At 53.6% G+C, this 21,247-nt stretch carries 21 protein-coding genes and 2 tRNA genes; all 23 read left to right on the plus strand.

Annotated features, from left to right (window positions below; all coding sequences use genetic code 11):
• Positions 1-34: 34 nt before the first annotated feature.
• The 23 genes from CFB04_RS03285 (at position 35) to CFB04_RS03395 (ending at position 21,059) form a co-directional block, all read left to right on the plus strand.
• Complete coding sequence (locus tag CFB04_RS03285) at positions 35-1,363, plus strand: DUF512 domain-containing protein (protein WP_088533952.1); 1,329 nt, start codon at positions 35-37, stop codon at positions 1,361-1,363.
• Positions 1,360-2,661: a CCA tRNA nucleotidyltransferase gene (locus CFB04_RS03290; protein ID WP_088533953.1), complete on the plus strand. Its 1,302-nt coding sequence runs from the start codon at positions 1,360-1,362 to the stop codon at positions 2,659-2,661. The genes CFB04_RS03285 and CFB04_RS03290 overlap by 4 nt, the downstream gene beginning before the upstream one ends.
• Before the next feature lie 16 nt (positions 2,662-2,677).
• A tRNA-Gly gene (locus tag CFB04_RS03295) sits at positions 2,678-2,752 on the plus strand.
• Between the two features lie 112 nt (positions 2,753-2,864).
• A tRNA-Asp gene (locus tag CFB04_RS03300) sits at positions 2,865-2,941 on the plus strand.
• A 191-nt stretch (positions 2,942-3,132) separates the two neighbouring features.
• Positions 3,133-3,861 carry a polyprenol monophosphomannose synthase gene (locus CFB04_RS03305; protein WP_088533954.1) on the plus strand — a complete coding sequence of 243 codons (729 nt, stop codon included), beginning with the start codon at positions 3,133-3,135 and terminating at the stop codon, positions 3,859-3,861.
• 1 nt (position 3,862) lies between these two features.
• Positions 3,863-4,048 carry a hypothetical protein gene (locus CFB04_RS03310; protein WP_088533955.1) on the plus strand — a complete coding sequence of 62 codons (186 nt, stop codon included), beginning with the start codon at positions 3,863-3,865 and terminating at the stop codon, positions 4,046-4,048.
• A 13-nt stretch (positions 4,049-4,061) separates the two neighbouring features.
• Positions 4,062-5,096 (plus strand): 6-bladed beta-propeller, encoded by a 1,035-nt coding sequence (locus CFB04_RS03315; protein ID WP_088533956.1) that lies wholly within the window; start codon positions 4,062-4,064, stop codon positions 5,094-5,096.
• Positions 5,093-5,884, plus strand: a complete 792-nt coding sequence (locus CFB04_RS03320) for a cytochrome c3 family protein (RefSeq protein WP_088533957.1) — start codon at positions 5,093-5,095, stop codon at positions 5,882-5,884. Before CFB04_RS03315 ends, CFB04_RS03320 begins: the two co-directional genes overlap by 4 nt.
• Before the next feature lie 28 nt (positions 5,885-5,912).
• On the plus strand, positions 5,913-6,983 hold the full coding sequence (locus tag CFB04_RS03325; RefSeq protein WP_088533958.1) for a cytochrome c3 family protein: 1,071 nt from the start codon (positions 5,913-5,915) through the stop codon (positions 6,981-6,983).
• Between the two features lie 15 nt (positions 6,984-6,998).
• A complete protein-coding gene (locus CFB04_RS03330) occupies positions 6,999-7,421 on the plus strand; it encodes a cytochrome C (RefSeq protein WP_088533959.1) in 423 nt (140 codons plus the stop codon).
• A gap of 100 nt (positions 7,422-7,521) precedes the next feature.
• Positions 7,522-8,730 (plus strand): type II secretion system F family protein, encoded by a 1,209-nt coding sequence (locus CFB04_RS03335; protein WP_088533960.1) that lies wholly within the window; start codon positions 7,522-7,524, stop codon positions 8,728-8,730.
• 9 nt (positions 8,731-8,739) lie between these two features.
• Entirely contained in the window at positions 8,740-10,461 is a 1,722-nt protein-coding gene (locus CFB04_RS03340; RefSeq protein WP_172825429.1) for a GspE/PulE family protein, read from the plus strand.
• A gap of 75 nt (positions 10,462-10,536) precedes the next feature.
• Entirely contained in the window at positions 10,537-11,463 is a 927-nt protein-coding gene (gene pilM, locus CFB04_RS03345; protein WP_088533962.1) for a type IV pilus biogenesis protein PilM, read from the plus strand.
• A complete protein-coding gene (locus tag CFB04_RS03350; RefSeq protein ID WP_088533963.1) occupies positions 11,463-11,993 on the plus strand; it encodes a PilN domain-containing protein in 531 nt (176 codons plus the stop codon). Before pilM ends, CFB04_RS03350 begins: the two co-directional genes overlap by 1 nt.
• Positions 11,990-12,544 (plus strand): type 4a pilus biogenesis protein PilO, encoded by a 555-nt coding sequence (pilO, locus tag CFB04_RS03355; protein WP_088533964.1) that lies wholly within the window; start codon positions 11,990-11,992, stop codon positions 12,542-12,544. Before CFB04_RS03350 ends, pilO begins: the two co-directional genes overlap by 4 nt.
• Positions 12,541-13,188, plus strand: a complete 648-nt coding sequence (locus tag CFB04_RS03360) for a hypothetical protein (RefSeq protein WP_088533965.1) — start codon at positions 12,541-12,543, stop codon at positions 13,186-13,188. Before pilO ends, CFB04_RS03360 begins: the two co-directional genes overlap by 4 nt.
• A gap of 46 nt (positions 13,189-13,234) precedes the next feature.
• Entirely contained in the window at positions 13,235-15,802 is a 2,568-nt protein-coding gene (locus CFB04_RS03365) for a cohesin domain-containing protein (RefSeq protein WP_088533966.1), read from the plus strand.
• A gap of 23 nt (positions 15,803-15,825) precedes the next feature.
• The gene (locus CFB04_RS03370; RefSeq protein ID WP_088533967.1) at positions 15,826-16,317 is read left to right on the plus strand and encodes a type II secretion system protein; all 492 of its coding nucleotides are present in this window, start codon (positions 15,826-15,828) and stop codon (positions 16,315-16,317) included.
• Between the two features lie 34 nt (positions 16,318-16,351).
• Positions 16,352-16,765 carry a type IV pilin protein gene (locus CFB04_RS03375; protein ID WP_088533968.1) on the plus strand — a complete coding sequence of 138 codons (414 nt, stop codon included), beginning with the start codon at positions 16,352-16,354 and terminating at the stop codon, positions 16,763-16,765.
• A 34-nt stretch (positions 16,766-16,799) separates the two neighbouring features.
• Positions 16,800-17,471, plus strand: a complete 672-nt coding sequence (gene ftsE / locus CFB04_RS03380; protein WP_088533969.1) for a cell division ATP-binding protein FtsE — start codon at positions 16,800-16,802, stop codon at positions 17,469-17,471.
• Entirely contained in the window at positions 17,458-18,405 is a 948-nt protein-coding gene (gene ftsX, locus CFB04_RS03385) for a permease-like cell division protein FtsX (RefSeq protein WP_088533970.1), read from the plus strand. Before ftsE ends, ftsX begins: the two co-directional genes overlap by 14 nt.
• A gap of 2 nt (positions 18,406-18,407) precedes the next feature.
• Complete coding sequence (locus tag CFB04_RS03390) at positions 18,408-19,586, plus strand: murein hydrolase activator EnvC (protein WP_088533971.1); 1,179 nt, start codon at positions 18,408-18,410, stop codon at positions 19,584-19,586.
• A 144-nt stretch (positions 19,587-19,730) separates the two neighbouring features.
• Positions 19,731-21,059, plus strand: a complete 1,329-nt coding sequence (locus tag CFB04_RS03395; protein ID WP_088533972.1) for a S41 family peptidase — start codon at positions 19,731-19,733, stop codon at positions 21,057-21,059.
• Positions 21,060-21,247 lie beyond the last annotated feature (188 nt).

Here is a 21,247-nt window from a genome sequence, read left to right on the forward strand (position 1 = left end):
TTTTATTTTATCGGGTCCAAGAAGGTGGCGGTGAATGACAGGTTTGACGGTAGAGAAGGTGATTCCGGGGAGTATCGCAGAGGAATTGGAAATAGAAACGGGGGACAGGCTTCTCGCGATCAATGGTCATCGCCTTCGCGACATCATCGACTACAATTACTTTACGGTGGAAGATGAACTGCTCCTGGAGGTCCAAAAGCCTGACGGAGAGGTGTGGGAGATGGAGGTCGAGAAGGGGGAGGACGAGTCACTCGGTCTGATCTTCCCACCCCCCAGGCCCCTGCGTTGCGGCAACAAGTGCATATTCTGCTTCGTACATCAGCTTCCCCGGGGGTTGCGTCCTCCTTTGTACGTCAAGGATGAGGATTACCGCCTTTCCTTTCTTTACGGAAATTACGTAACACTTGCCAACATCCGCCGCACCGACATCCTGAGGATAAAGGAGCAGCGGCTTTCCCCCCTCTATGTCTCGGTCCATGCCACCGATCCGCATCTGCGGGAGAAGCTTCTGGGGAAAAAAGCTATCATCCCCATACTTGAGATCATGACGGATCTTGCTGGTGCAGGCATAACCATGCACACACAGGTCGTGCTCTGTCCAGGGGTCAATGATGGCCACGCTCTGGATCGGACGGTTGAAGACCTTGCCGCTCTTTACCCACGGGTTGCTTCTCTGGCCGTGGTGCCGGTGGGTATGACGAGGCATAGACGCGGGCTGCCTCTTTTGCAGCCCGTGACAGAAGAGTACGCCCGATCTTTTCTGGAGATCTGGCAGCCTCGGGCGTCTGACCTCCACAACCGGCTCGGCGAGCCGTTCCTTTTCCTGGCGGACGAGTTTTTTCTCAAGGCGGGTATGCCATTTCCCACGGTGGCTGAATACGGCGACTTTCCACAATTGGAGAACGGGGTGGGCATGATACCGCTTTTCGTTGAGGAAGCGGAGGAGGTGGTTGCTGCAGCCAAGCCTCTTCCCGCAATGAAGGTAACCGTCGTGACGGGAATGTCGCCCCTCCCTTTTCTCGAAAACTTCCTTTCCGCCTTGTCCCGAAAGACAGGTGCAGAACTTACCGCCATCGGAATAGAAAATGTTCTCTTTGGGGAGAGCGTTACGGTCACGGGGCTTGTATCTGGAAAAGACATAATTGCAGGTCTTTCCGGTAGGGAGACTGGTGATCTGATACTCGTTCCCGACGTGATGGTGAAAGAGGGAGAGGGGGTCCTGCTGGACGATCTGTCCGTTGATGACCTGCAGCGGGGGCTGGGAAAGGAAGTTGCCATAGTGGAAGCATCTCCATCCGGACTGTATCGGGCACTGGTCCAGTACGGGTCCCGCCGCGCATCCCCACCTGATAGCAGTTCATGAAGGTCGATCTGGCGCAAATATTTCCGCGTGAACATTTTCCTAGTGTTCGCCAGCTGGCGGCTGAAGTGGGGGGGGGCGTGTTTCTTGTGGGGGGGGCACTGCGCGACCATTTTTCCGGGAAAGCGGTAAAGGACCTGGACCTGGCAGTCGGACACGATGTTGCCGAAGTTCTTCCTGCTCTCCTGGCGGGTCGTCTTGACGGCAGTTTTTTCTCGCTTGATGAAAAACGGCGGCAGTCGCGGGTTGTCATCGGTAGGAAGGGGAATCCTCTGACCTATGACATTGCTCCTCTACAGGGATCGATAACCGAAGATCTCTTCCGGCGCGACTTTACTGTCAATGCAATGGCAGTCGAGGTGACCGGCTCATCTGCTGAAGTCATAGATCCGTTGAGAGGTATCGATGACTTGCGTAGGGGTGAGTTGCGGGTCTGTTCAGACTCGGCATTCAGGGATGACCCGCTGCGGCTGCTGCGAGCCTTCCGGCTCAAAGCCGAAGGTGGGTACCGTATGTCGAATGAGACACGAAAACTCGTCGAAGAATCGGCGGCTTTAATCTCCTCGGTAGCAGCGGAGCGGGTACGGGATGAGATTTTCAAAATGCTCGCAATGCCGGGAGTCTCTTCATCTCTTTTCGATATGCGCGATGCGGGGCTGGCGGAGCACATTTTTCAATTCGGTTCCCAGAGCATAAACGGCCCAGTGTGGACCCAAGGCGTGACTGTGGCGGGGGCGCTGGAAGGACTATTCCTTCGGCTTCACGAAACTTTGCCGGAGCACGCAGAGGCACTTGAGAAATATCTTGCACAGGATCTCGAAGGCGGAGTCGTGAGATCTTCAGTTTTAAAACTGGCACCCGTTGTGGCTTCAGCAGGGAGCGGCTCGGTGACAGCTGCCGCCAAACGATTCGTGTTCGGGAAAAAGACGGAGCGAGTACTGACGAGCCTTGTGGAGCGCTTGCCGGGGGACATAACGCCGACAACCAGGGCAACGTACCGCTATTTTGCCGACAATCCAGCTGCGGTGGAGCTTCTGCTGCTAAATTTCGCGCAAGGAGAGCTGACGCTGCAGCGTTTGCGGGTATTCCTTGATTACATCTTCGGTGATGTTCAAGCGGAACGGCAGGAGCTGCTGTCGGGAGAGGAAATAATGCAGCTGACAGGAGTGCCTCAAGGACCTGAAGTCGGCAGAATTATCAATGAGGTCAGAGACGCTGAGCGTGCAGGGGTGATTCACGACAAGGCTGATGCCGTAGCTTTTGTCAAAAATAGAGTTGACAAGCATACGACTCTAATATAAGTTTTACAGGCTTCTCGCGGGAATAACTCAGTGGTAGAGTGTCAGCTTCCCAAGCTGAAGGTCGCGGGTTCGAATCCCGTTTCCCGCTCCAAGCTATAAAGTTCAGGAAGCCTCCTTGGGATTCCTTCAATGCTTTGATGTCAGGTTTATAGTTGTACTTTGCAGCAAAATGTATTAAAAGATCATCTTCATCAGCAATTTCTGGGGTCGTAGTTAAGTTGGTTATAACGCCGGCCTGTCACGCCGGAGGCCGCGGGTTCGAGCCCCGTCGACCCCGCCAGTCAAAGACCATGAGTTCAAGCTCATGGTCTTTTTTTTTGGTAACTGCTTTTGATGCTCCTGTCCCCCCTTTCCTTGACTTCGCGCAATCAAATCGTTTAGACTTGGTTTCGCTGCGACTAATGATTTTAAGTGCGTAAAACCACCCTTCGAGCGTCCATCTTTGCTGCTGTTCGGGAAGGAACTGACCCGTTGAAAGCCATCGTTGTAATTCCAACCTATAACGAACGAGACAATATAGAGAACCTGGTTCAAGAGGTTCTTGCGCAGCATCCGGACATTCATGTTCTCATTGTCGATGACAACTCTCCCGATGGCACCGGCATCATGGCGGACCGTTTGGCTTCGGAGAACAAGCGGGTTCGCGTAATCCATCGCGAAGGCAAACTTGGATTGGGCTCCGCTTATAGACGTGGATTTCAGGAAGCACTGACTCTCGGAGCTGACTTCATCATTGAGATGGATGCAGATTTTTCGCATGATCCCGCAATGCTCCCTAGATTTATCGAGAAAATGCAGCAGTATGACCTGGTTATCGGTTCGCGGTACCTCAATGGCGTGAGCGTAGTTAACTGGCCATTGCGACGCCTTATGCTTAGCTACTTTGCCAGCATCTATACACGGGTCATAACCGGCTTGCGCATTTCAGACTGTACCAGTGGTTTCAAGTGCTTCAGCAGAAGGGTGATTCAAGCAATCGACCTGAACAATATAAAGTCTGATGGCTATTCGTTTCAGATAGAGATGAATTACAGGTGTATGGAAAAAGGGTTTCGCATAGGGGAGATACCCATAATATTCATAGACCGCCATGCAGGGAGTTCCAAGATGTCGAAACGGATCGTTCGGGAAGCCGTGGTAATGGTGTGGAAACTTAAACTGGGGTCTATTTTCAGGAAATGCCTTCCGGAGCGGGGGTGAAATGATTCACGAGGGTTGGGCTTTTGTATGCGTTACCTGTTTCTGGGGCTGGATAGTCGCGACTGCCGGGTTCATCATCAAATCCTTCTCCGGAAGGGATACCTTCAACGGCAGACCCGCAGCTCTTTGGGGAACGATCATAGTGCTGTTTTACTGTCTATGGGTTACGGGGATGCTCAATTCCTGATCCCGGAGAAGTTATGCCATTGAGATTCTTTTTATTCTGCTCAATATCACTGCTTCTTACCGGATGTCTCCGAGTTCCCCCGCTTGAGCTTCGTGATTCGCGATTCACTCTTGCCTGGCCTTCTCCCCCTGATCCTCCACGCATCGTGTACCTCCGTGCAATAGCGCATCCTGATGAAGTTTTGCCTGAAAAGGGGAAGGTCCAGAATCTTATGGATACAATAACCGGCGACAGCCGGCTGAAGACCGAGATCGGTACTCCCTACGGTATAGCGACCGACAGCAAAGGGGGCTTGTACGTCGCAGATTCGTCAGCGGGAATCGTTCACCGTTATGATCTTCTCCGCCGGGAGGTATCGATAATAAGCCATGCCGGTGACCAGTTGCTGGCCACTCCGGTCGGAGTAGCGGTCGATGGCGAAGACCGTCTTTTTGTGACCGATTCTCGCCTTGCAAAAGTCTTTATATTTTCCAGATCTGGAGAATTTCTCAAGGAACTGTCCGGTGAAAAGGATTTTAAACGTCCAGCCGGAATAGCAATCAATGTACGTGGTGAAAAATATGTAGTCGATGTCCTTGGTAATACCATCTACGTTTTCGGGAAGGACGACCGCTTCATGGGCGAGTTTCCCAGGAAAGGCAGTGGTATCGACCTTGCTTCTCCCACCAACGTTGCCGTAGACTCTGCAAACAATGTCTATGTAACCGACACGATGAACTTCGCCGTGCGTGTATACGATCATGAGGGCAACTTCCTATCCACCATTGGTGAGATAGGCGATGGTCCGGGCTCGTTTTCCCGCCCTAAAGGTGTCGCGGTAGACAGTGATGGACATGTATATGTCGTTGATGCATCCCATGATAACTTTCAGATATTCGACAGGCAGGGGAGGTTGCTCCTCTTTGTCGGAAAAAGCGGAAGGGGTGCCGGGGAGTTCTTCTTGCCCAGCGGGATTCATATTGATGGTAAAGATCGTATCTTCATAGCCGATAGTTTTAACCACCGGATTCAGTTGTTTCAGTATTTGAAAGAAGGTGGCAAGCCGTGAAATGGATTATCAGATGCTCGGCCGCTGTTTTCGCATTGACTGTTTCCGTTTCCAACGGCGGAGCGGCGGGCCCGAAGATATCCGACATGACAGGCGGGAACAAGCATAACCTGTCTTCATTAAATACAAACGTTACGTATAAAGCCGATCCAAGCGATCCACGCGGCCGTGAGATATGCATCTTCTGCCACACACCGCACAATTCCCGCCCGCAAACAACCCTCTGGAACAGAAAGGACCCTACTGCCACCTTCGGACACTATTCATCGTCTACGCTCGTCATAAGTCGTGCGGGTGTTCCCTCCAGTTATGGGGAGCCGACGGGATCGTCGAGGCTGTGCCTCAGTTGCCACGATGGCGTTACGGCAGGTGGTGTTTCACTCGGGGACATACTGACTGGCGGACCGATCAACATGGGAGCGAATGACAGGATAACCGGCCGAGCCCTTTTCGATGCGGAAAAGATCCGGTCAGGCCATCACCCGGTCTCCTTTGTGTACAATGCTGCAGTTTTGAACGCAATTCAAAGTGATCCGGTCAAGGCTGCGGAGAGCTACTCACTGCCGACCCTTCCACAGGTCAAGCTCGATCGGGAAGAACGGATGCAGTGCACCACTTGCCACAACCCACATCAGAACCAGTCGACCGAGGAGGTATATACAATTCCGCCCAATAACGGTCGAAAAATAGCTCCATTCTGGGTCTATGGTGCGACGGGCAATGCGATAACCGATCATGATGCTGTTTGTCTTACTTGCCATAATCTGACCTCTTCGCCTTTCCGGTAAAGCTGAGGCTGCTCGGAGCACAGATTCGATGAAGCAGATAATTTTTCTGTTGGTATTCCTGTTCATAGCATTTCCGAGTACCGGACGTGCTGCCTATTCTTTTTCTTCGCCCCCTCACCTTGACCGGCAGAAACTCCCTTTCGGATGTGGAAGCTGCCATGTAGGGTTCAATTTCAAGTCAGGGGGAGGCTTGACGGGATGCACCTCTTGTCACGGCGATACAGATAACAAGGGGGGAGGGAGCCAGGGAGCTGAGGTCAAAAATATCGAGCGGGAATTTCGCAAGACATTCAGGCATCCTACTTTTGATGTGCGTGGTGTGCACTCCAGCAAGGAAGTTCTTCCTGAAATCGATCCGAGGGCGCCTCGCCATGCAGATTGCGTCGACTGCCATGACCCCCACCTTGTTTCTTCAGAGAACAAGTATGCCGGTATCAGGGGAAAGCGGGCCGGTAACACTTATACCAGCATTACTAAAGAGTCCGAACTCTGCTACCGCTGCCATGGCGAGAGTGCCAATCTGCCGGGACGTTACGAAAACAAGCAGGTGGAATTTTCCACTAACAACCCTTCGTATCATCCTGTCGAGGGGGAGGGGAAGAATACAGCTGTCGTGAGTCTGTTGCGCCCGTTCCGGGAGAAGAAGACGAATGCGGGGGACATATCAACAATAAGCTGTAGCGATTGTCACGGCAGTGACAGTCTGTCCTCTCCACGCGGGCCTCATGGATCCAACAACCAGTTTATACTGGTTGACAACTTCTCCATTCGTGACAACGAAACCGAAAGCAGCTTCGCCTACGCGCTCTGCTATCGGTGCCATAGCCGCTCAAGCATCCTCGGCGATGAAAGCTTCAAGCAGCATTCTCTCCATATAAGGGGCAAGGGTGGTGGAATAACTGCTGCGGGTACATCCTGCCACACCTGTCATGACTCTCACGGCAGTACGGAAAACAAATATCTGATCAAGTTCAATCCTGAAGTGGTATCAACCAATTCAGCCGGATTGCTCAAGTACGTATCTAAAGGTGTAGGGAGTTTCCGCGGTGAATGCTATCTTACATGCCATGGCGTAAACCATAACCCGAAATCATACTGATAACTGGAGAAATGCATGCACAAGGTGCTGCTTCTGATGTTCGTCACTCTCATGATCTCAATGCCTGTAACCGGAGAGGAAACACCGCCCGGTTCTCAGGTGACGACATATCCGCATAACGACTCGGCGAAATGCGATCTTTGCCACGAGGCAACGGAGGAGGACCTGAAAAGCTGGTTTACGTTCTCATCCACCAAGAAAAAGATGCGGCTGGACTACAACGAAGTGTGCTGGCAATGTCATGACATAGACTTCGGTCACGGGGTGGGCAAGTCTCCTAAAAAAAACAGGGAGAATCTTCCGCTTGACGCTGAAGGAAAAATAACCTGCGCAATAACATGTCATAACATGCACATAAAAACGAGCGAACAGCATCAAAACAAGTTTCACCTCCGCTTTTCACACATGAAGCTGTGTTTATCTTGCCACGATCGATAATGCAACGTTCTGAAAATTAAGGAAAATCTATAAAGCCACAGGTTGTCAATCTGTGGTTTTGTGTTTTAATTTCACAATCTTTGTGTTAAACAAGTACGTTATGTCGCTCTTCGTTTGCAAAATCGGTTCGGCCGACGGAAAGATCATCGAGCGGGAAGTCGAGGCCGAAAGCCAGGAAATCCTCCGGGAAAGTCTTGAGGAACAGGGCTACTTCGTTTTCGAGGTGAAAAAGAAACCGCTGCAGTTTCTTTGGGATAAGGGCCTCTCACGAAGAAAAATCGACAACAAGACACTCCTTACCTTCAACCAGGAACTGCTTGTCCTCATTAAGGCGGGTCTCCCAATTGTTCAGGCTCTTGATACGATTCTCGATCGCGGAGAGAAGGGGAAGCTGGTCGAGATACTTCGCAGCATCAGAGAGGATGTAAAAGGGGGCACGGCGCTGTCGGATGCCTTCCAAAAGCATCCCGGAGCCTTTTCTCATCTGTATATTGCCTCAATCCGGGCTGGTGAACGCACAGGCGACCTGCCTCAGACCATCAGGCGCTATATCGCCTTCATCAAAATGACCGAGGGTTTCAGGAAGAAGGTCATTTCAGCGCTCTTCTATCCGGCGATCCTGCTGGTGGTCGCCACCCTGGCCATCGGCATGCTGCTCGTATATGTCGTGCCGACCTTCAGTCAGATCTATTCAGGATCCGGCTCGCAACTTCCGGTGCCGACTCAAATGCTGATCGGTTTTGCCACGGGCCTGAAGCGCTTGCTACCCATTCTGATTGTGCTGGCTATCGTCGGAACAGCCCTCTACCGCCGCTGGAGCAGGACAGAGCGGGGCCGCTTCATCGTTGACAGCTTCAAGCTGCGATTGCCGTTCGTAGGGAAGATGATGACCGAGTACGCTATCACCGCCTTTGCGAGAACTCTCGGGACTGTAATGGCAAGCGGGATTCCCATTGTCGAATCGATGAAGATGTCAGTCGGTACTCTCAACAACAAGATGCTGGAACGAAAACTTCTGACTGCTGTGGGGAAGGTGGAGGAGGGGGTGAGCCTATCCTCCGCGCTTGAGAGTGTCAAGATCATGCCCCCCCTCGCGTTGAGGATGATCGGAGTCGGCGAGACAACCGGCTCCCTTGAAGAAATGCTGCGCGACATAGCCGACTATTTCGAGGAGGAGATAGACCGTAGCCTTCATCTCGTAACCACTGCCATCGAGCCAGCCATCATGATTATCATGGGACTTGTCATTGGCGTAATCATCATTACCATGTACCTTCCGATCTTCAAGATCGCCGGTACCGTAGGATAGGCAGACATAATGAGTTTCTCTTTCAGAAGAAAAAAGCTGGGCGACATTATGGTGGAAAAGGGGGATCTGACTCCTACCCAGCTCGCTTATGCTATCGACAAACTGAAAGTTACCAACAGCCGCTTCGGAGAGATATGCCTGAATGACGGTCTCATTACCGAGACGGTTCTGTCGCGGACCCTCGCCGAGCAATTCGGTCTCGAGTTCATCGATCTTCAGGACTTTCGCCTGTCGGAAAGCATCATGAACTCGCTCACCCCGGACATCATGTACAGGTTTCAGTTCGTCCCCATAGAGCAACAGGGGGACGCGCTCGTTATCGCCATTTCAGATCCAACTGACGTAGTCAAACTGGATGAACTGGAATTGCTGCTTGATCGTCCGCTTATTTTCAAGATCGCGACCGCGAGCCAGATCGGCCAGGTTCTCAAGAAAGGGGAGGGTACCAGCCGGGTCCTCAAGGAAGTCTCCGAAGACTTCATGCTCCAGTTGGTGACGGAGACCGAGAAAGGGGAGGAAATTCTGTCGGTGGAGAAGATCACCGCCGATACCAGCCCGATCATCAAGCTTGTGAACTCCACCGTACTAGACGCCCTGACCAAACGAGCGAGCGATATCCACATAGAAACCGCCCATGAGGGGGTCTCTATCAAATACCGGATCGACGGCGTACTGTACAAGGCGATGGACCCCATCGATCTCCACTTTCAGGGACCCATCATCTCCAGGCTCAAGGTCATGAGCGAACTGGACATCTCAGAGCGGCGCATTCCCCAAGACGGCAGGTTCAAGGTCAGGATCAGCGACAAATCCATCGACTTCCGCGTCTCGATCATGCCGAGCGCCTTCGGTGAGGACGCGGTCATACGTATCCTCGACAAGGAAAGCATCGCCACAGATCTGAAGGGGCTGACACTCGAAACGCTCGGAATGGCGCAACGCGAAATCAAGCGTTTCCGTAAGATGATTCGCGAACCTTACGGCATGGTGCTCGTCACAGGACCAACGGGATCCGGTAAAACCACTACGCTCTATGGAGCTCTCACTGAGATTCATTCGGGTGAAGAGAAGATCATAACTATCGAAGATCCGGTCGAATACCTGCTGAAAGGCATTGTCCAGATTCCGGTAAACGAGAAAAAAGGACTGACATTCGCCAGAGGGTTGCGTTCGATACTGCGTCACGACCCGGACAAAATCATGGTCGGCGAGATCCGTGATCCTGAAACAGCTCAGATCGCCGTACAATCAGCTCTCACAGGCCATCTCGTCTTCACAACCGTACATGCCAACAACGTTTTCGATGTCCTCGGCCGGTTCATCCATATGGGAATCGACCCTTACAATTTTGTATCATGCCTCAACTGCGTCATGGCCCAGCGTCTCGTGCGAAAGCTTTGCCTGAAATGCAAGTACCCGGTGCAGCTTTCAGATGATACGCTCAGAGAGTCGGCAATAGACCCCGAGCGCTGCAGGGGGGTGACCTTCTATGATTCAAAAGGGTGCGACGACTGCAACGGTACAGGCTATCGGGGGAGGGCGGCAATCGTCGAGCTTCTCGATCTTAACGATGAAATACGGGAACTGATCATTACAAAATCCTCCGCACTCCAGCTAAAGAAGGCAGCTTCGGAAGCCGGAACCGTATTCCTGCGTGAATCGGCGGTGGAAAAGGTGTTGGCGGGAGAGACCACATTGCGGGAAATCAACCGTGTCACCTTCGTAGAGTGACGTACGCCGCCCGCCGTCTTAGTCACAGCGGACCTGCCCGAACCGGGCAGACTCAACCATTTCACAGGTAAAGCGATGTTATTTTCCCGCAAAGCCGTCGGACTCGAAATATGCCAGGAAGGGGTCAAGATGGTCTCCATCATGGGAGACCGGGAGAGGATCAGGGTCGATTCCTTTTCTAACGGCTCATTCGGCGGCGACACATTGAAGCTTTCGCTCAGGGAGCAGAACGTGCTGAACCCCGCCGGCTTCGTCGCCACGGTTCGTGAGACTTATCTGCGGCTGTTGACGAAGGTTGAGCAGGTTTCCGTTTCGCTTCCCGATTCCATCGGTCGTGTAATGCTGGTGGACCTGGAAACCCGCGTGAAGAATAGGGAGGAGGGGGCCAATCTGATCAGGTGGAAGCTGAAGAAGAACTTCCCCTTCGATATCAGCGATGCCCACCTCGACTATCAGATCCTTCAGGAAAAGGAAACCGGAGAGGTAACAGCGCTCGTCTCGTTGATTTCCCGCACCGTGCTTCACCAGTATGAAGATCTGCTGGGTGAGGCCGGCCTTCAGCCGGGCAGGATAGATTTCACTACCTTCAATCTGTACAGCCTGTTTTCCAAGCGAATTGATCTTGCCGACAACGCCGCACTTCTCACCTGCTATGACGAGATTGTGAGTATCCTCATCTTTTACGGCGGCGTTCTCACTTTCTACCGCGCCAAGGAAATTCCGGGTGGCATGCGCGATGCCAACAGAATCTACCGGGAGATAAACAGCTCTCTGCTGGTTTATAATGACAAGTTTCCCAATTTCAGTGTCGGCGAAGTGTTCTACATCGCATCACCATTCGATGCCGAATCGTTCGGCTCGGTCGTAGCCGAAGCGCTTGCGCAGGAGCCGGTCCTGCTCGATGTCGGGCGACTGGTTACGTTCAAGAATGAATCGTCGGCGGACAGAGCCGGTCTCTTTTCACTGGCTGCGGCTCTGGGTGCCGCGGTGAGGAGCTTCTGATGCGGCTAAAGATTAACCTGGCATCGCGAACCTATCTCAACCGCAGGCAGTTCAACGTGGCCATTGCGTTGGCCTTTGCCGTTCTCGGCCTTGTTCTTGTCTTCAACATCGGAACAGTTTCACGTAACGCCGGCGAGATATCCATCGCTGCACGTCAGATAGCGCAGTACGAGGGGAAACTTACAGGAGCTGTTCCGGAACAGGACTACAAGGCTCTGCTGGACAGGATCAAGTTTGCGAACGAAATCATAGACAGAAAAACCTACCGATGGACCGCACTTCTGGACAAGCTGGAAGGGGTGGTCCCGGAAGGGATTGCCATAACGACAATCGATCCCGATACGAAAACCGGTAAATTGAAGATAAGCGGGGCTGCACGGTCTTTCAAGAACCTTCGCCAGTTTCTCGAGAACCTGGAGGGATCCGAGGATTTTGCTGAAGTTTTCCTTGTAAGCCAGGCGGATGTGAAGGTTGGTCAGACGCAGCAAGGCATAAGCTTCAGTATCGATTCGAAGGTGCGGCTCCCATGAATATTGAATTTATCCGACAGGTAGTCCAGACCCGGCAAATGACCTTCGGTGCCCTCGCTCTGCTCCTCATCGCGAATCTTGGCCTTTATCTGTTTACCACCATCTATCAGGCCCCCCGTCTGTCCGCCCTTCAGGCCCAGGCGGCGGAAAAACGGCAACTGGCAAGTGCCGGAATCACCCAGGATGCTGCAACCATCTTTCGACAGGGTAAAGCGGATCTGGCCACCTGGGAATCCCGGATTGCTCCGAAAAAGGAGTTCGCGAGGTTCGTGGGTGAGCTTTTCGAAGTAGCAGCCGGGAATTCCCTAAAGGTCGGCGGCGTTACATACAAGGTGGCTCCCATCAAGGAAGAAAAAAATCTTCTGGCTTTCTCCATCGGCTTCAATGTAGCAGGTAAATATGCAGGCATCAAAAGCTTCATTTCGGACCTTTCCCGTATGCGCGACATCATGTACATCGAGAACCTGGCGCTTAACAACCCTCGTGCCACCGAGGAGGTCGTGGACCTTAAGCTTCAGCTGACCGCCATTTTCCGTATGGAGGGGACATGAACCGGCAGAAGCTGATCCTCGCCATACTAGTCGTACTGTTGATACTGTCACTTGTCTACAGCTTTTGGCGAATGCCCCGGCAGCAAGCCGCGGATACGAAAAAAGGTGCTCCTTCCGTCGCTCCTGCGCAAAGACGGCCGATCAAACCTGCTGCGGGTGCTCAGTCCGCTGCCGCAGCACCACAGAAACGGGACGACCGCAAGCTGCACCTGGATCTCCTCGATTCCGCACCTCCTGCGTTTGCCGGTTTCCGGCGCAATATCTTCCAGCCGATATTCAGGGAGGAAGCCAAAGTTGCGCCCTCACCCCCTCCCGCCCCACCGGTGAGGAGACTTCCCGTACCGCCGCCCCCGCCGATATCTCCGCCCCCGCCTGCTCCGCCTGCTGCGGCAGAGCCTACCCCCGTTCAAAGGGAAATGGCGAGGTTCACATTTCTCGGTTTCCTGAAGAAGGACAACAGGAAGACGATCTTCCTGTCCAGTAACAATGAGATATTCCTGGTTAAAAAAGGTGATAAAATTGCTGGCAAATACGAGGTAAGCAATATCACCGACGAGGCTCTTAGCATAAGCATCCTTCCAGACGGAGGAGAGATAGTCATTCCCCTGGTGGAGAACAAGCCTCTCAGCGCGCCCCGGAAGTAGGGGGGAGGCTGATGTGCATTGTATTCGAATGAAGGAGAGGACCCTGATGGTATTCATAAAGAAATCGGTTCTGATGCTCTGCCTTGCTGCTGCCGTTTCCGGCTGCGCGGCGGGGAGGTCAGCCTTCAACAAAGCGGAGAAGCTGGAGCGGGAAGGGAATCTGGACGACGCCGTCGTCAAATATGCAGAGGCAGCCGCCGCCAATCCCGATGTTGGGGAATACCGCCTGCGTTTTCTCAAGGCAAGCGAGAAGGCGGCTCGGGAACATTTTGCCAAAGGGGACAGGTTCTTTGAAAACAAGAAGTACGATGATGCCCTGAGAGAGTATCAGACTGCATTCACCCTAGATCCTTCTTTTATTCGTGCTAAGCAGCAAGGCGAGCTTGCGGAAAAGCTCCGGAATGCGCAGTTCTTTTTCAGCGAAGGCGTATCTTTGGAGAAGGACCGCAAGATCAGGGAGGCCATTCGTGCCTACCAGAAGGCGTTGGAGTTCGATCCCGAAAGCCGGGAGGCGAAGGATGCAGTGGAGCGTCTCCAGAAAAGCCGGAGGACGAAGCTCGACGGCACCGAGCTCAATCTCAAGTCGAACAAACCGATCACCCTCAAGTTCAAAGACGCGAAGATCAAAGAGGTTTTCAACATCCTTTCTCAGCTTTCGGGGATCAATTTCATCTTCGACGAAGGGCTGAAAGACCAGAATGTCAGCGTATTTCTGGAGAACGCAACCTTTCAGCAGGCCCTCGACATCATCACCGGCATCAACAAGCTTGGGAAGAAGGTGCTAAACGAAAGCACCATCATCGTCTATCCGAAGAACCCGGAAAAATCGAAACAGTATGAGGAGCTGTACGTACAGACTTTCTTTCTCGACAAGCTGGATGCTAAGAAGGCCGTCAACCTTATACGGACCATGCTCCAGGTGAAGAAGATCTACGTTAACGAGGAGATGAACGCCATCGTCATTCGGGACACACCCGAAGTCATCGAGGTGGCGCAGAAGATCCTAGATGCCAATGATGTTCCCGACGCGGAGCTTGTCCTGGAAGTCGAGGTGCTTGAGGTAAGCAACGAAAACAAAGAGAACTTCGGCCTTGGACTGTCGCGGTATTCGATATCCGCAGCAGCGGCAGCGAGTGGTTCGAACTCGTTCCTGTCGGACACTCTGCCGACGACCATTCAGACAACGACAGATGGTACGGGTACAGGTACGACAACAACTACCTCTACTACTCCCTCAAACCTCCTGCAATTCTTCAGCTACAGGGGATACGGCGGATTCCTGACCGTGCCCAATGCCACATTCAACTTCGCCAAGTCTCTCGGAAAAGGTGAGACTCTTGCCAACCCGCGACTCCGGGTAAAGAACAGGGAGAAGGCGAAGTTCAATGTCGGCCAGCGGGTGCCGATCACTACAACCTCCACACCTACCACGGGCGGATTCAGCGTTAACGTCCAGTACGTGGACGTAGGGGTGAAGCTCAACGCGGAACCGACGGTCCAGTTGAACAATGAAGTGACGATGAAGGTGAGCCTCGAAGTAAGTTCCATAATCGGCAGGCAGAATGTCGGCAGCGATGGGGGCACCACCGTTGTTACCATAGGCACGAGAAATCTGGACACGGTGCTGAGTCTCAAGGACGGGGAAACGAGCATCATAGGCGGCCTCGTGGACGATTCCAAGCAGATGAGCAAGCAGAAGGTATACCTCCTTGGGGACATACCGCTCATCGGACCGCTCCTTACAAATCATTCAACAGAAGGCAGGAAGAGTGAGCTGATTCTGGCCATCACTCCCCACATTGTGCGGGGTATAACCGTGCCCGAGCTGGATGTGGCTGCGTTCTGGTCCGGGAGAGAGGATGAGCCTGCAGTGGGCAAATCTTATTCCTCCTTCCAGGAGGTGGAGCCTGCTGCGGACCAGGCGGCACCCGCTCCCCAGGCTCCGGCTGCAGCTCCGAGGCCGGCGCTCCCTGCTGCTCCTGCTGTCGCGCCTGTTCCTGTTCCGGTGCCGTCTCCCGTTCCTGCGCCTTCCGCCGGAATTGCGCAGCCTGCACTGCCACAGGCAGCTCCGGCCCCTGAACCGGGCTCTCCGTCGGACGCCGGCAAGATGCCGCCTCCTGCGTCCGACACGGGTGCTGTACCGGGTGCCGCTCCTCCCGCACCTGCAGCAGCTTCCCCCTCAGCGCCGCCTCCGCCTGCTCCTAGAGCTGCTCTGAGTGTCACAGCGCCGAAATCGATTAAAAAGAACGACCAGTTCAAGGTCGATGTTCAGGTCTCCAATGCTGCGAGCATCTCCAAGGCGGCATTTACCTTCGTGTACGACCCGATATTCGTCGAATTCGTCAGCGCCGCGGAAGGTCCCTTTATGAAGCAGGACGGGAAGCCCACAACCTTTCAGAATACCGTCGACAAAGGTACCGGCCAGGTATCGGTGACCATCAACCGGGCTCCCGATGCCGGGAGCATAAGCGGCGGCGGAAGCCTTATGAGCGCTTTATTCAAGGCTCGAAACCAGGGACCTGCAAACTTCGGCTTCCTGGGCGTCACCCTTTCCGATGTCGGGGGTAAGGCTCAGGAAACCATTCCCTATAACACGGTAGTTGAGGTAAAATAGCCGGGACTTCGGCGATACCAACCATGAAACGTCTGAATACCAAGGGGCTGACGATTGTCGAACTGGTCGTCACCATGGCCATACTGTCCGTACTTGCGGCATTGGTTCTGCCGTCTGCGCAACTGGTCGCCAAGCGGAACAAGGAGATCGAACTGCGGCGGAACCTGCGGGTAATCCGCACAGCGATAGACGATTATTACAAGGCGTACCGTGACGCTGTGGAGAGGGACAAAACAAAGGCCCCTTCCATCAAGGAGTCGGGATATCCTAAGACGCTTGAGCTTCTTGTCGAAGGGGACGATTTCGGAAAAGTCGACGGGCAGAAGAGGAAGTTTCTCCGGAGGATACCCGCCGATCCTTTCAATCCTCCCAAGCCTGGAGAGAAGCCGGAATGGGGTCTGCGTTCTTATACGGACAAGCCGGACAGCACCATATGGGGTGAGGAAGACGTTTACGATGTCTACTCTCTGAGCGAAGACACCGCCATCGACGGGACCAAATACAACGAATGGTAGTCTTACCGGTTACGGCTGGATAAAAAGAGGCACGATGATACTGAACAAGCTGGTGAAGAAACAGAAAGGTTTCACCCTCATCGAACTGATGATAGTGGTGACGATCGTCGGCATTCTAGCCGCCATCGCGGTACCTAACTACAAGTGGGGGATCATCAGAGCCAAAGAGGCGGTGCTCCGTGAAAACCTCTACAACATGCGCAACGTCCTTGACCAGTTCTTCGCCGATCAGGGGAAGTTCCCCGACAGCCTTGACGAACTCGTGGAAAAAAAGTACATGAAGTCGATTCCTAACGACCCCATTACAGGGAAACCCGAGTGGGACGTCATGCCACCCCCTGATCTGGGGCAGGTCGTTTCGGAGGAAAAGGGCCTCGGCAACGTGTACGATGTGAAAAGCACCTCCTCCCTCGTCGGTTCCAACGGTATTCCGTACGGTCAGTGGTAGCCCTTCATCCGTCAGCCAACTATAAAGACAGATCATGATCCATTTTCATAACGTTTTGATGTCGTATCAGAATGACGCCGCTGCACTCAACGGAGTCAATCTAACGATAAGAAAAGGTGATTTCACCTTTCTTACCGGTGTTTCCGGCGCCGGGAAATCCACCCTTCTCAAGCTTGTTTATGGTGCACTGGAACCCTCCCGCGGCCAGGTTATAGTGGACGGGCAAAATCTTTCACGGCTTTCACGCTCGCAGATCCCCGCCCTGCGTCGCACCATCGGCGTCGTTTTTCAGGACTTCAAGCTGCTTCCCAATCGAACGGTTCTTGAGAACGTATCGATTACGTTGGAGGTGCTAGGCTGGGGGAAGAAAGAAATCGGGAAAAAGGTGTATCACATCCTGAAGCAGATGGGGATGGAGCAGAAGCTTCATGTCACTCCTCTGCGGCTTTCAGGAGGGGAGCAGCAAAGGGTGGCCCTTGCGCGTGCCCTGGTGAACGACCCGAAAATCCTTCTGGCAGACGAACCTACTGGTAACCTCGACGAGGATAACAAGCAGCAGATACTCTCCATCTTCAGGGAGGCCAACATCAGGGGCACTACCGTCGTGGTTGCAACTCACGACAGGCGGCTTACCGAGGCGAACTGTTACAGGACGGTAGTCCTAGACAAGGGACAGGTCGTGGAGGATTCTCATGCCGCGCAGTAACGTGCCCAAGAAACCGAAAGCCGCCCGTAACGGGGCCGGGTCCGGAAGGATCGGCTACTTCTTTGCCCGCGCAGCGGCGAACATGCGGCAGAATGTCTTCATCAATGTCGTGGCTGTAGGCACCATAGCCCTTGCTCTCCTCATCTTCTCCCTTTTTCTGCTCCTCTACGTGAACCTCGAAGGGGCTGCCGCTAAGTGGAGCAACCGCGTTCAGGTAACCGTCTATTTGGACCAGGAACCGGATGCCGCGGAACTCGGACAACTCAAGTCGCGGGTTTCGGCCATCGCCGGTACGGATAGTGTCGCTTTTGTCAGCAAGGAAGATGCGATGCGCAGGTTCCGCTCGCGCCTCAAGGGGCAGGAGGCTCTGCTGGCGGGGGTGACGCCTGAGGTTCTACCGGCAGCTTTGGAAATCACCCTAAAGCGGGGGAGTCGGAGCAGCGAGGCTACAGAGGCCTACGTGGCCAACCTGAAGCGGGTTCCCGGGGTGGGAGAGATCCAGTACGGAGAGGAGTGGGTGAAGCGATTCAATTCATTCATCACTTTCGCCCGTCTTGTCGGCGGACTTCTGGGAGCTTTTCTCTTTATAGCCGTCGTCTTCATCGTTTCCAATACCATCAAGCTCACCATCTATTCCCGTAAAGAGGAACTTGAACTCCTAAGTCTGGTGGGCGCTACGCGAATGTTCATCAAGGCCCCGTTTCTGATCGAGGGTGTTCTCCAGGGGGCAGTGGGAGCACTTCTGGCGCTGGTGGTCCTGGGCGGCTGCTACCTCGGTTTTCTTCACAACGCGCCCAATTTCATCAGCTTCGACCCCTCGCGTGCCGGTCTGGTGTTTCTCCCGGTTTCCCATCTCGGCGGTATTTTAGCCGGTGGGGTCGTGCTGGGGTTTCTCGGCAGTCTCACGTCTCTCAAGCGTTTTATCAACGTCTGACCATGAATAAAAAAACGTCAGCCATACTTCTGCTGCTGGGCTTTGTCGCAGCAAGCCCTCTCCATGCCGACCTGACCAAGGATCTGCAGGGGATCAAAAACAAAATCAAGGAAAAGAAGACCCAGCTGTCGAAGACCAAGAAGGTGGAAACCAAGGTCAGCGGAGAGCTTCAGCAGATAGAGAAGAACCTTCGTGAGAAAGAGGAGAACCTTTCCTCGCTCAACAGGGATCTCAAGGGGGTAGAGACGGGTCTGGACCGGACACGGAAAGAAATCGATGTGGTCCAGCAGGAGGCCCAGCATAAGGAAGTGGAGATCAGGCAACGGGTTGTCTCCATCTACAAAGCCGGCGAGTTCGGCGCCCTTCGAATGTTCTTCTCCTCTGAGTCGTTCCCGCAGGTAACGGAGAACCTGCGCTACATGAATTCCGTTCTGCAGAACGACCGGAAGCTGTTCGACGATTACAATGCCAAGATATCAAGGCTGAAGGGGCTGAAGCAAACGCTGGAGATCGATATTGCGCGCAAGGAAAAGATAAAGACGAGCATTGTCGCGAAGAAGCAGGAAATAGAGGTCGAGAAGAAGCGTAAGGCTGATTACCTACTTAAAATCAGGGAAGAGAAGAAGGGCCATCTTGCGTCTCTGAGGGAGCTGGAAGGGAACGCAAAGCGGCTTCAGTCAATGGTGGAAAGGCTTGAAGCCCGCAGCAGAAAAAGCTATAGTAGGAAGCCCGATCAGCCGAAGCGGCAATACGGGCAATCACTTCCGCCCACACCGGACCGCGGATTCGCTTCCCAGAAGGGGCGGCTGGCGATGCCGGTCAAGGGGGAGGTGGTTGCTACCTTCGGACGGCACAAGCACCCCGAGTTCAATTCATACACCGTCAGCAACGGGATTTCCATCGCGGCCCCTGCAGGCACCGTCATCAGGCCAGTCTACGACGGCCAGGTGGTTTTCGCCGACTACTTCAAGGGATATGGCAACCTTCTGATCATTGACCATGGGGGTGGTTTTTTCAGTCTCTACGGTCATGCGTCGAAGATCCTGAAAAAGGCCGGTTCCATGGTTAGTCGCCAGGATGCCGTGGCTACCGTGGGGGACGTGGATTCGGCGCGGGGACCGGTGCTTTACTTCGAGATAAGGCAACAGGGGAGACCGGTAGATCCGCTTCCCTGGTTCTAGTGAAGGTCGCTGGGGCAGCCTTCGAGCCCGAGTCTTCGAAAGCTCCGTGTGCGGCCTGTCGGCAACTCGCGCCATGCATCATTTTAAAACAGATTCTGACTATACATTTTTTTGGTACTACTAACGGAAGATTGGAGAAGCATGATGTTCAAGAGCAACAAAGGAAGGAAGGCTGTCCTTTTCATCGCCGTTATTTCCGTGGTGGCCGTCTTCTTCAGTGTGGGCATTCAGCGCAGGTGTGCTGCCCAGGGGGGGAACGACTACGAATCGATCGAGCTGTTTACCGACGTACTTTCCCTTGTGAAGAAGAATTACGTGGAGGAGGTGGATACCAAGAAGCTTATCTATGGTGCCATCAACGGCATGCTTTCTTCCCTGGACCCCCACAGCTCCTTCATGCCCCCCGAGACGTACAAGGAGATGAAAATCGAGACCAAGGGCTCCTTCGGCGGATTGGGAATCGAGATATCCATCAAGGACGGAATCCTGACAGTGATTTCCCCCATCGAGGACACTCCCGCCTATAAGGCCGGAATCAAGGCCGGAGACCAGATCCTCAAGATCGACGACCGGTACACAAAGGACCTGACGATTACCGAAGCGGTCAAGCGGATGCGGGGCACCAAGGGTACAAAGGTCACCCTGACCATCCTGCGGGAGGGTTTCGACAAGCCGAAAGAGTTCCCGCTTGTACGGGACATCATCCAGGTCAAGAGCGTGAAATTCAAGATGCTCGACCAGGGGTACGGGTACATCAGGATCGCCCAGTTCCAGGAAAAGACGGACGACGACCTCATCAAGGCGCTGGCGGCGCTGAAAGAGCAGAATGGTGGTCCTCTGAGCGGACTGGTGCTCGACCTGCGCAACGATCCCGGCGGGCTTCTCGATCAGGCTGTAAAGGTCAGCGAACACTTTATAGACGAAGGGCAGCTTATTGTCTACACCGAGGGGCGTGACAAGGACTCCAAGATGCGCTTCACCTCGCGCAAAGGGACGAAGGAGCCAAACTATCCGATCGTAGCCCTTATCAACAGCGGAAGCGCCAGCGCTTCGGAAATCGTCGCCGGCGCACTCCAGGACCACAAGCGCGCCGTAGTCATGGGGACTCAGAGCTTCGGCAAGGGTTCCGTTCAAACTATCATTCCGCTCACCGACAACTCCGGTCTCCGTCTCACTACGGCTCGGTACTTCACGCCCAGCGGCCGTTCGATCCAGGCTAAAGGTATTGTTCCCGACATCATCGTGGACAAGCTTGAGCTCCCGTCAACGGAGAAGAAGGATACGATGCATATCCGGGAGAAGGACCTGGAAAATCACTTCGAGGATCAGCCCAAGGGCGAGAAGCCCGAGGAGAAGAAGCCCGAGAAGCCTTCTGCTTACAACACAGACGAACAAATCAAGGGTGACTACCAGATACTGCGTGCCCTCGACCTGCTCAAGGGCTATGCCATTCTCAAAAAAGTAGCTCAGTAGATAGCTGCGTTGCCGACTAAAGCCGGGAGGAGAGATCCTCCCGGCTTTTTTTGTCTTCTATTTTCGGCAGGAACTGACGTTGTGTAGAATCTTGCGTTTAACACCGTTTTATCGATAATTTGCGTTGACTATCCATACGGAAAGGTATAAATAGACGCTTATTATAACTTTTGTACAAAAGTGGGGCC

The organism is Geobacter sp. DSM 9736 (assembly GCF_900187405.1).
In the GTDB taxonomy this organism is placed as follows: Bacteria; Desulfobacterota; Desulfuromonadia; order Geobacterales; family Geobacteraceae; genus DSM-9736.

Excerpts from the sequence above, each read along its gene's own strand:
- CFB04_RS03285 (WP_088533952.1), top strand. The coding sequence starts at position 35 with ATGACAGGTTTGACGGTAGAGAAGGTGATTCCGGGGAGTATCGCAGAG.
- CFB04_RS03290 (WP_088533953.1), top strand. The coding sequence starts at position 1,360 with ATGAAGGTCGATCTGGCGCAAATATTTCCGCGTGAACATTTTCCTAGT.
- CFB04_RS03310 (WP_088533955.1), top strand. The coding sequence starts at position 3,863 with ATGATTCACGAGGGTTGGGCTTTTGTATGCGTTACCTGTTTCTGGGGC.
- CFB04_RS03315 (WP_088533956.1), top strand. The coding sequence starts at position 4,062 with ATGCCATTGAGATTCTTTTTATTCTGCTCAATATCACTGCTTCTTACC.
- CFB04_RS03325 (WP_088533958.1), top strand. The coding sequence starts at position 5,913 with ATGAAGCAGATAATTTTTCTGTTGGTATTCCTGTTCATAGCATTTCCG.
- CFB04_RS03330 (WP_088533959.1), top strand. The coding sequence starts at position 6,999 with ATGCACAAGGTGCTGCTTCTGATGTTCGTCACTCTCATGATCTCAATG.
- CFB04_RS03335 (WP_088533960.1), top strand. The coding sequence starts at position 7,522 with ATGTCGCTCTTCGTTTGCAAAATCGGTTCGGCCGACGGAAAGATCATC.
- CFB04_RS03340 (WP_172825429.1), top strand. The coding sequence starts at position 8,740 with ATGAGTTTCTCTTTCAGAAGAAAAAAGCTGGGCGACATTATGGTGGAA.
- pilM (WP_088533962.1), top strand. The coding sequence starts at position 10,537 with ATGTTATTTTCCCGCAAAGCCGTCGGACTCGAAATATGCCAGGAAGGG.
- CFB04_RS03350 (WP_088533963.1), top strand. The coding sequence starts at position 11,463 with ATGCGGCTAAAGATTAACCTGGCATCGCGAACCTATCTCAACCGCAGG.
- pilO (WP_088533964.1), top strand. The coding sequence starts at position 11,990 with ATGAATATTGAATTTATCCGACAGGTAGTCCAGACCCGGCAAATGACC.
- CFB04_RS03360 (WP_088533965.1), top strand. The coding sequence starts at position 12,541 with ATGAACCGGCAGAAGCTGATCCTCGCCATACTAGTCGTACTGTTGATA.
- CFB04_RS03365 (WP_088533966.1), top strand. The coding sequence starts at position 13,235 with ATGGTATTCATAAAGAAATCGGTTCTGATGCTCTGCCTTGCTGCTGCC.
- CFB04_RS03370 (WP_088533967.1), top strand. The coding sequence starts at position 15,826 with ATGAAACGTCTGAATACCAAGGGGCTGACGATTGTCGAACTGGTCGTC.
- CFB04_RS03375 (WP_088533968.1), top strand. The coding sequence starts at position 16,352 with ATGATACTGAACAAGCTGGTGAAGAAACAGAAAGGTTTCACCCTCATC.
- ftsE (WP_088533969.1), top strand. The coding sequence starts at position 16,800 with ATGATCCATTTTCATAACGTTTTGATGTCGTATCAGAATGACGCCGCT.
- ftsX (WP_088533970.1), top strand. The coding sequence starts at position 17,458 with ATGCCGCGCAGTAACGTGCCCAAGAAACCGAAAGCCGCCCGTAACGGG.
- CFB04_RS03390 (WP_088533971.1), top strand. The coding sequence starts at position 18,408 with ATGAATAAAAAAACGTCAGCCATACTTCTGCTGCTGGGCTTTGTCGCA.
- CFB04_RS03395 (WP_088533972.1), top strand. The coding sequence starts at position 19,731 with ATGTTCAAGAGCAACAAAGGAAGGAAGGCTGTCCTTTTCATCGCCGTT.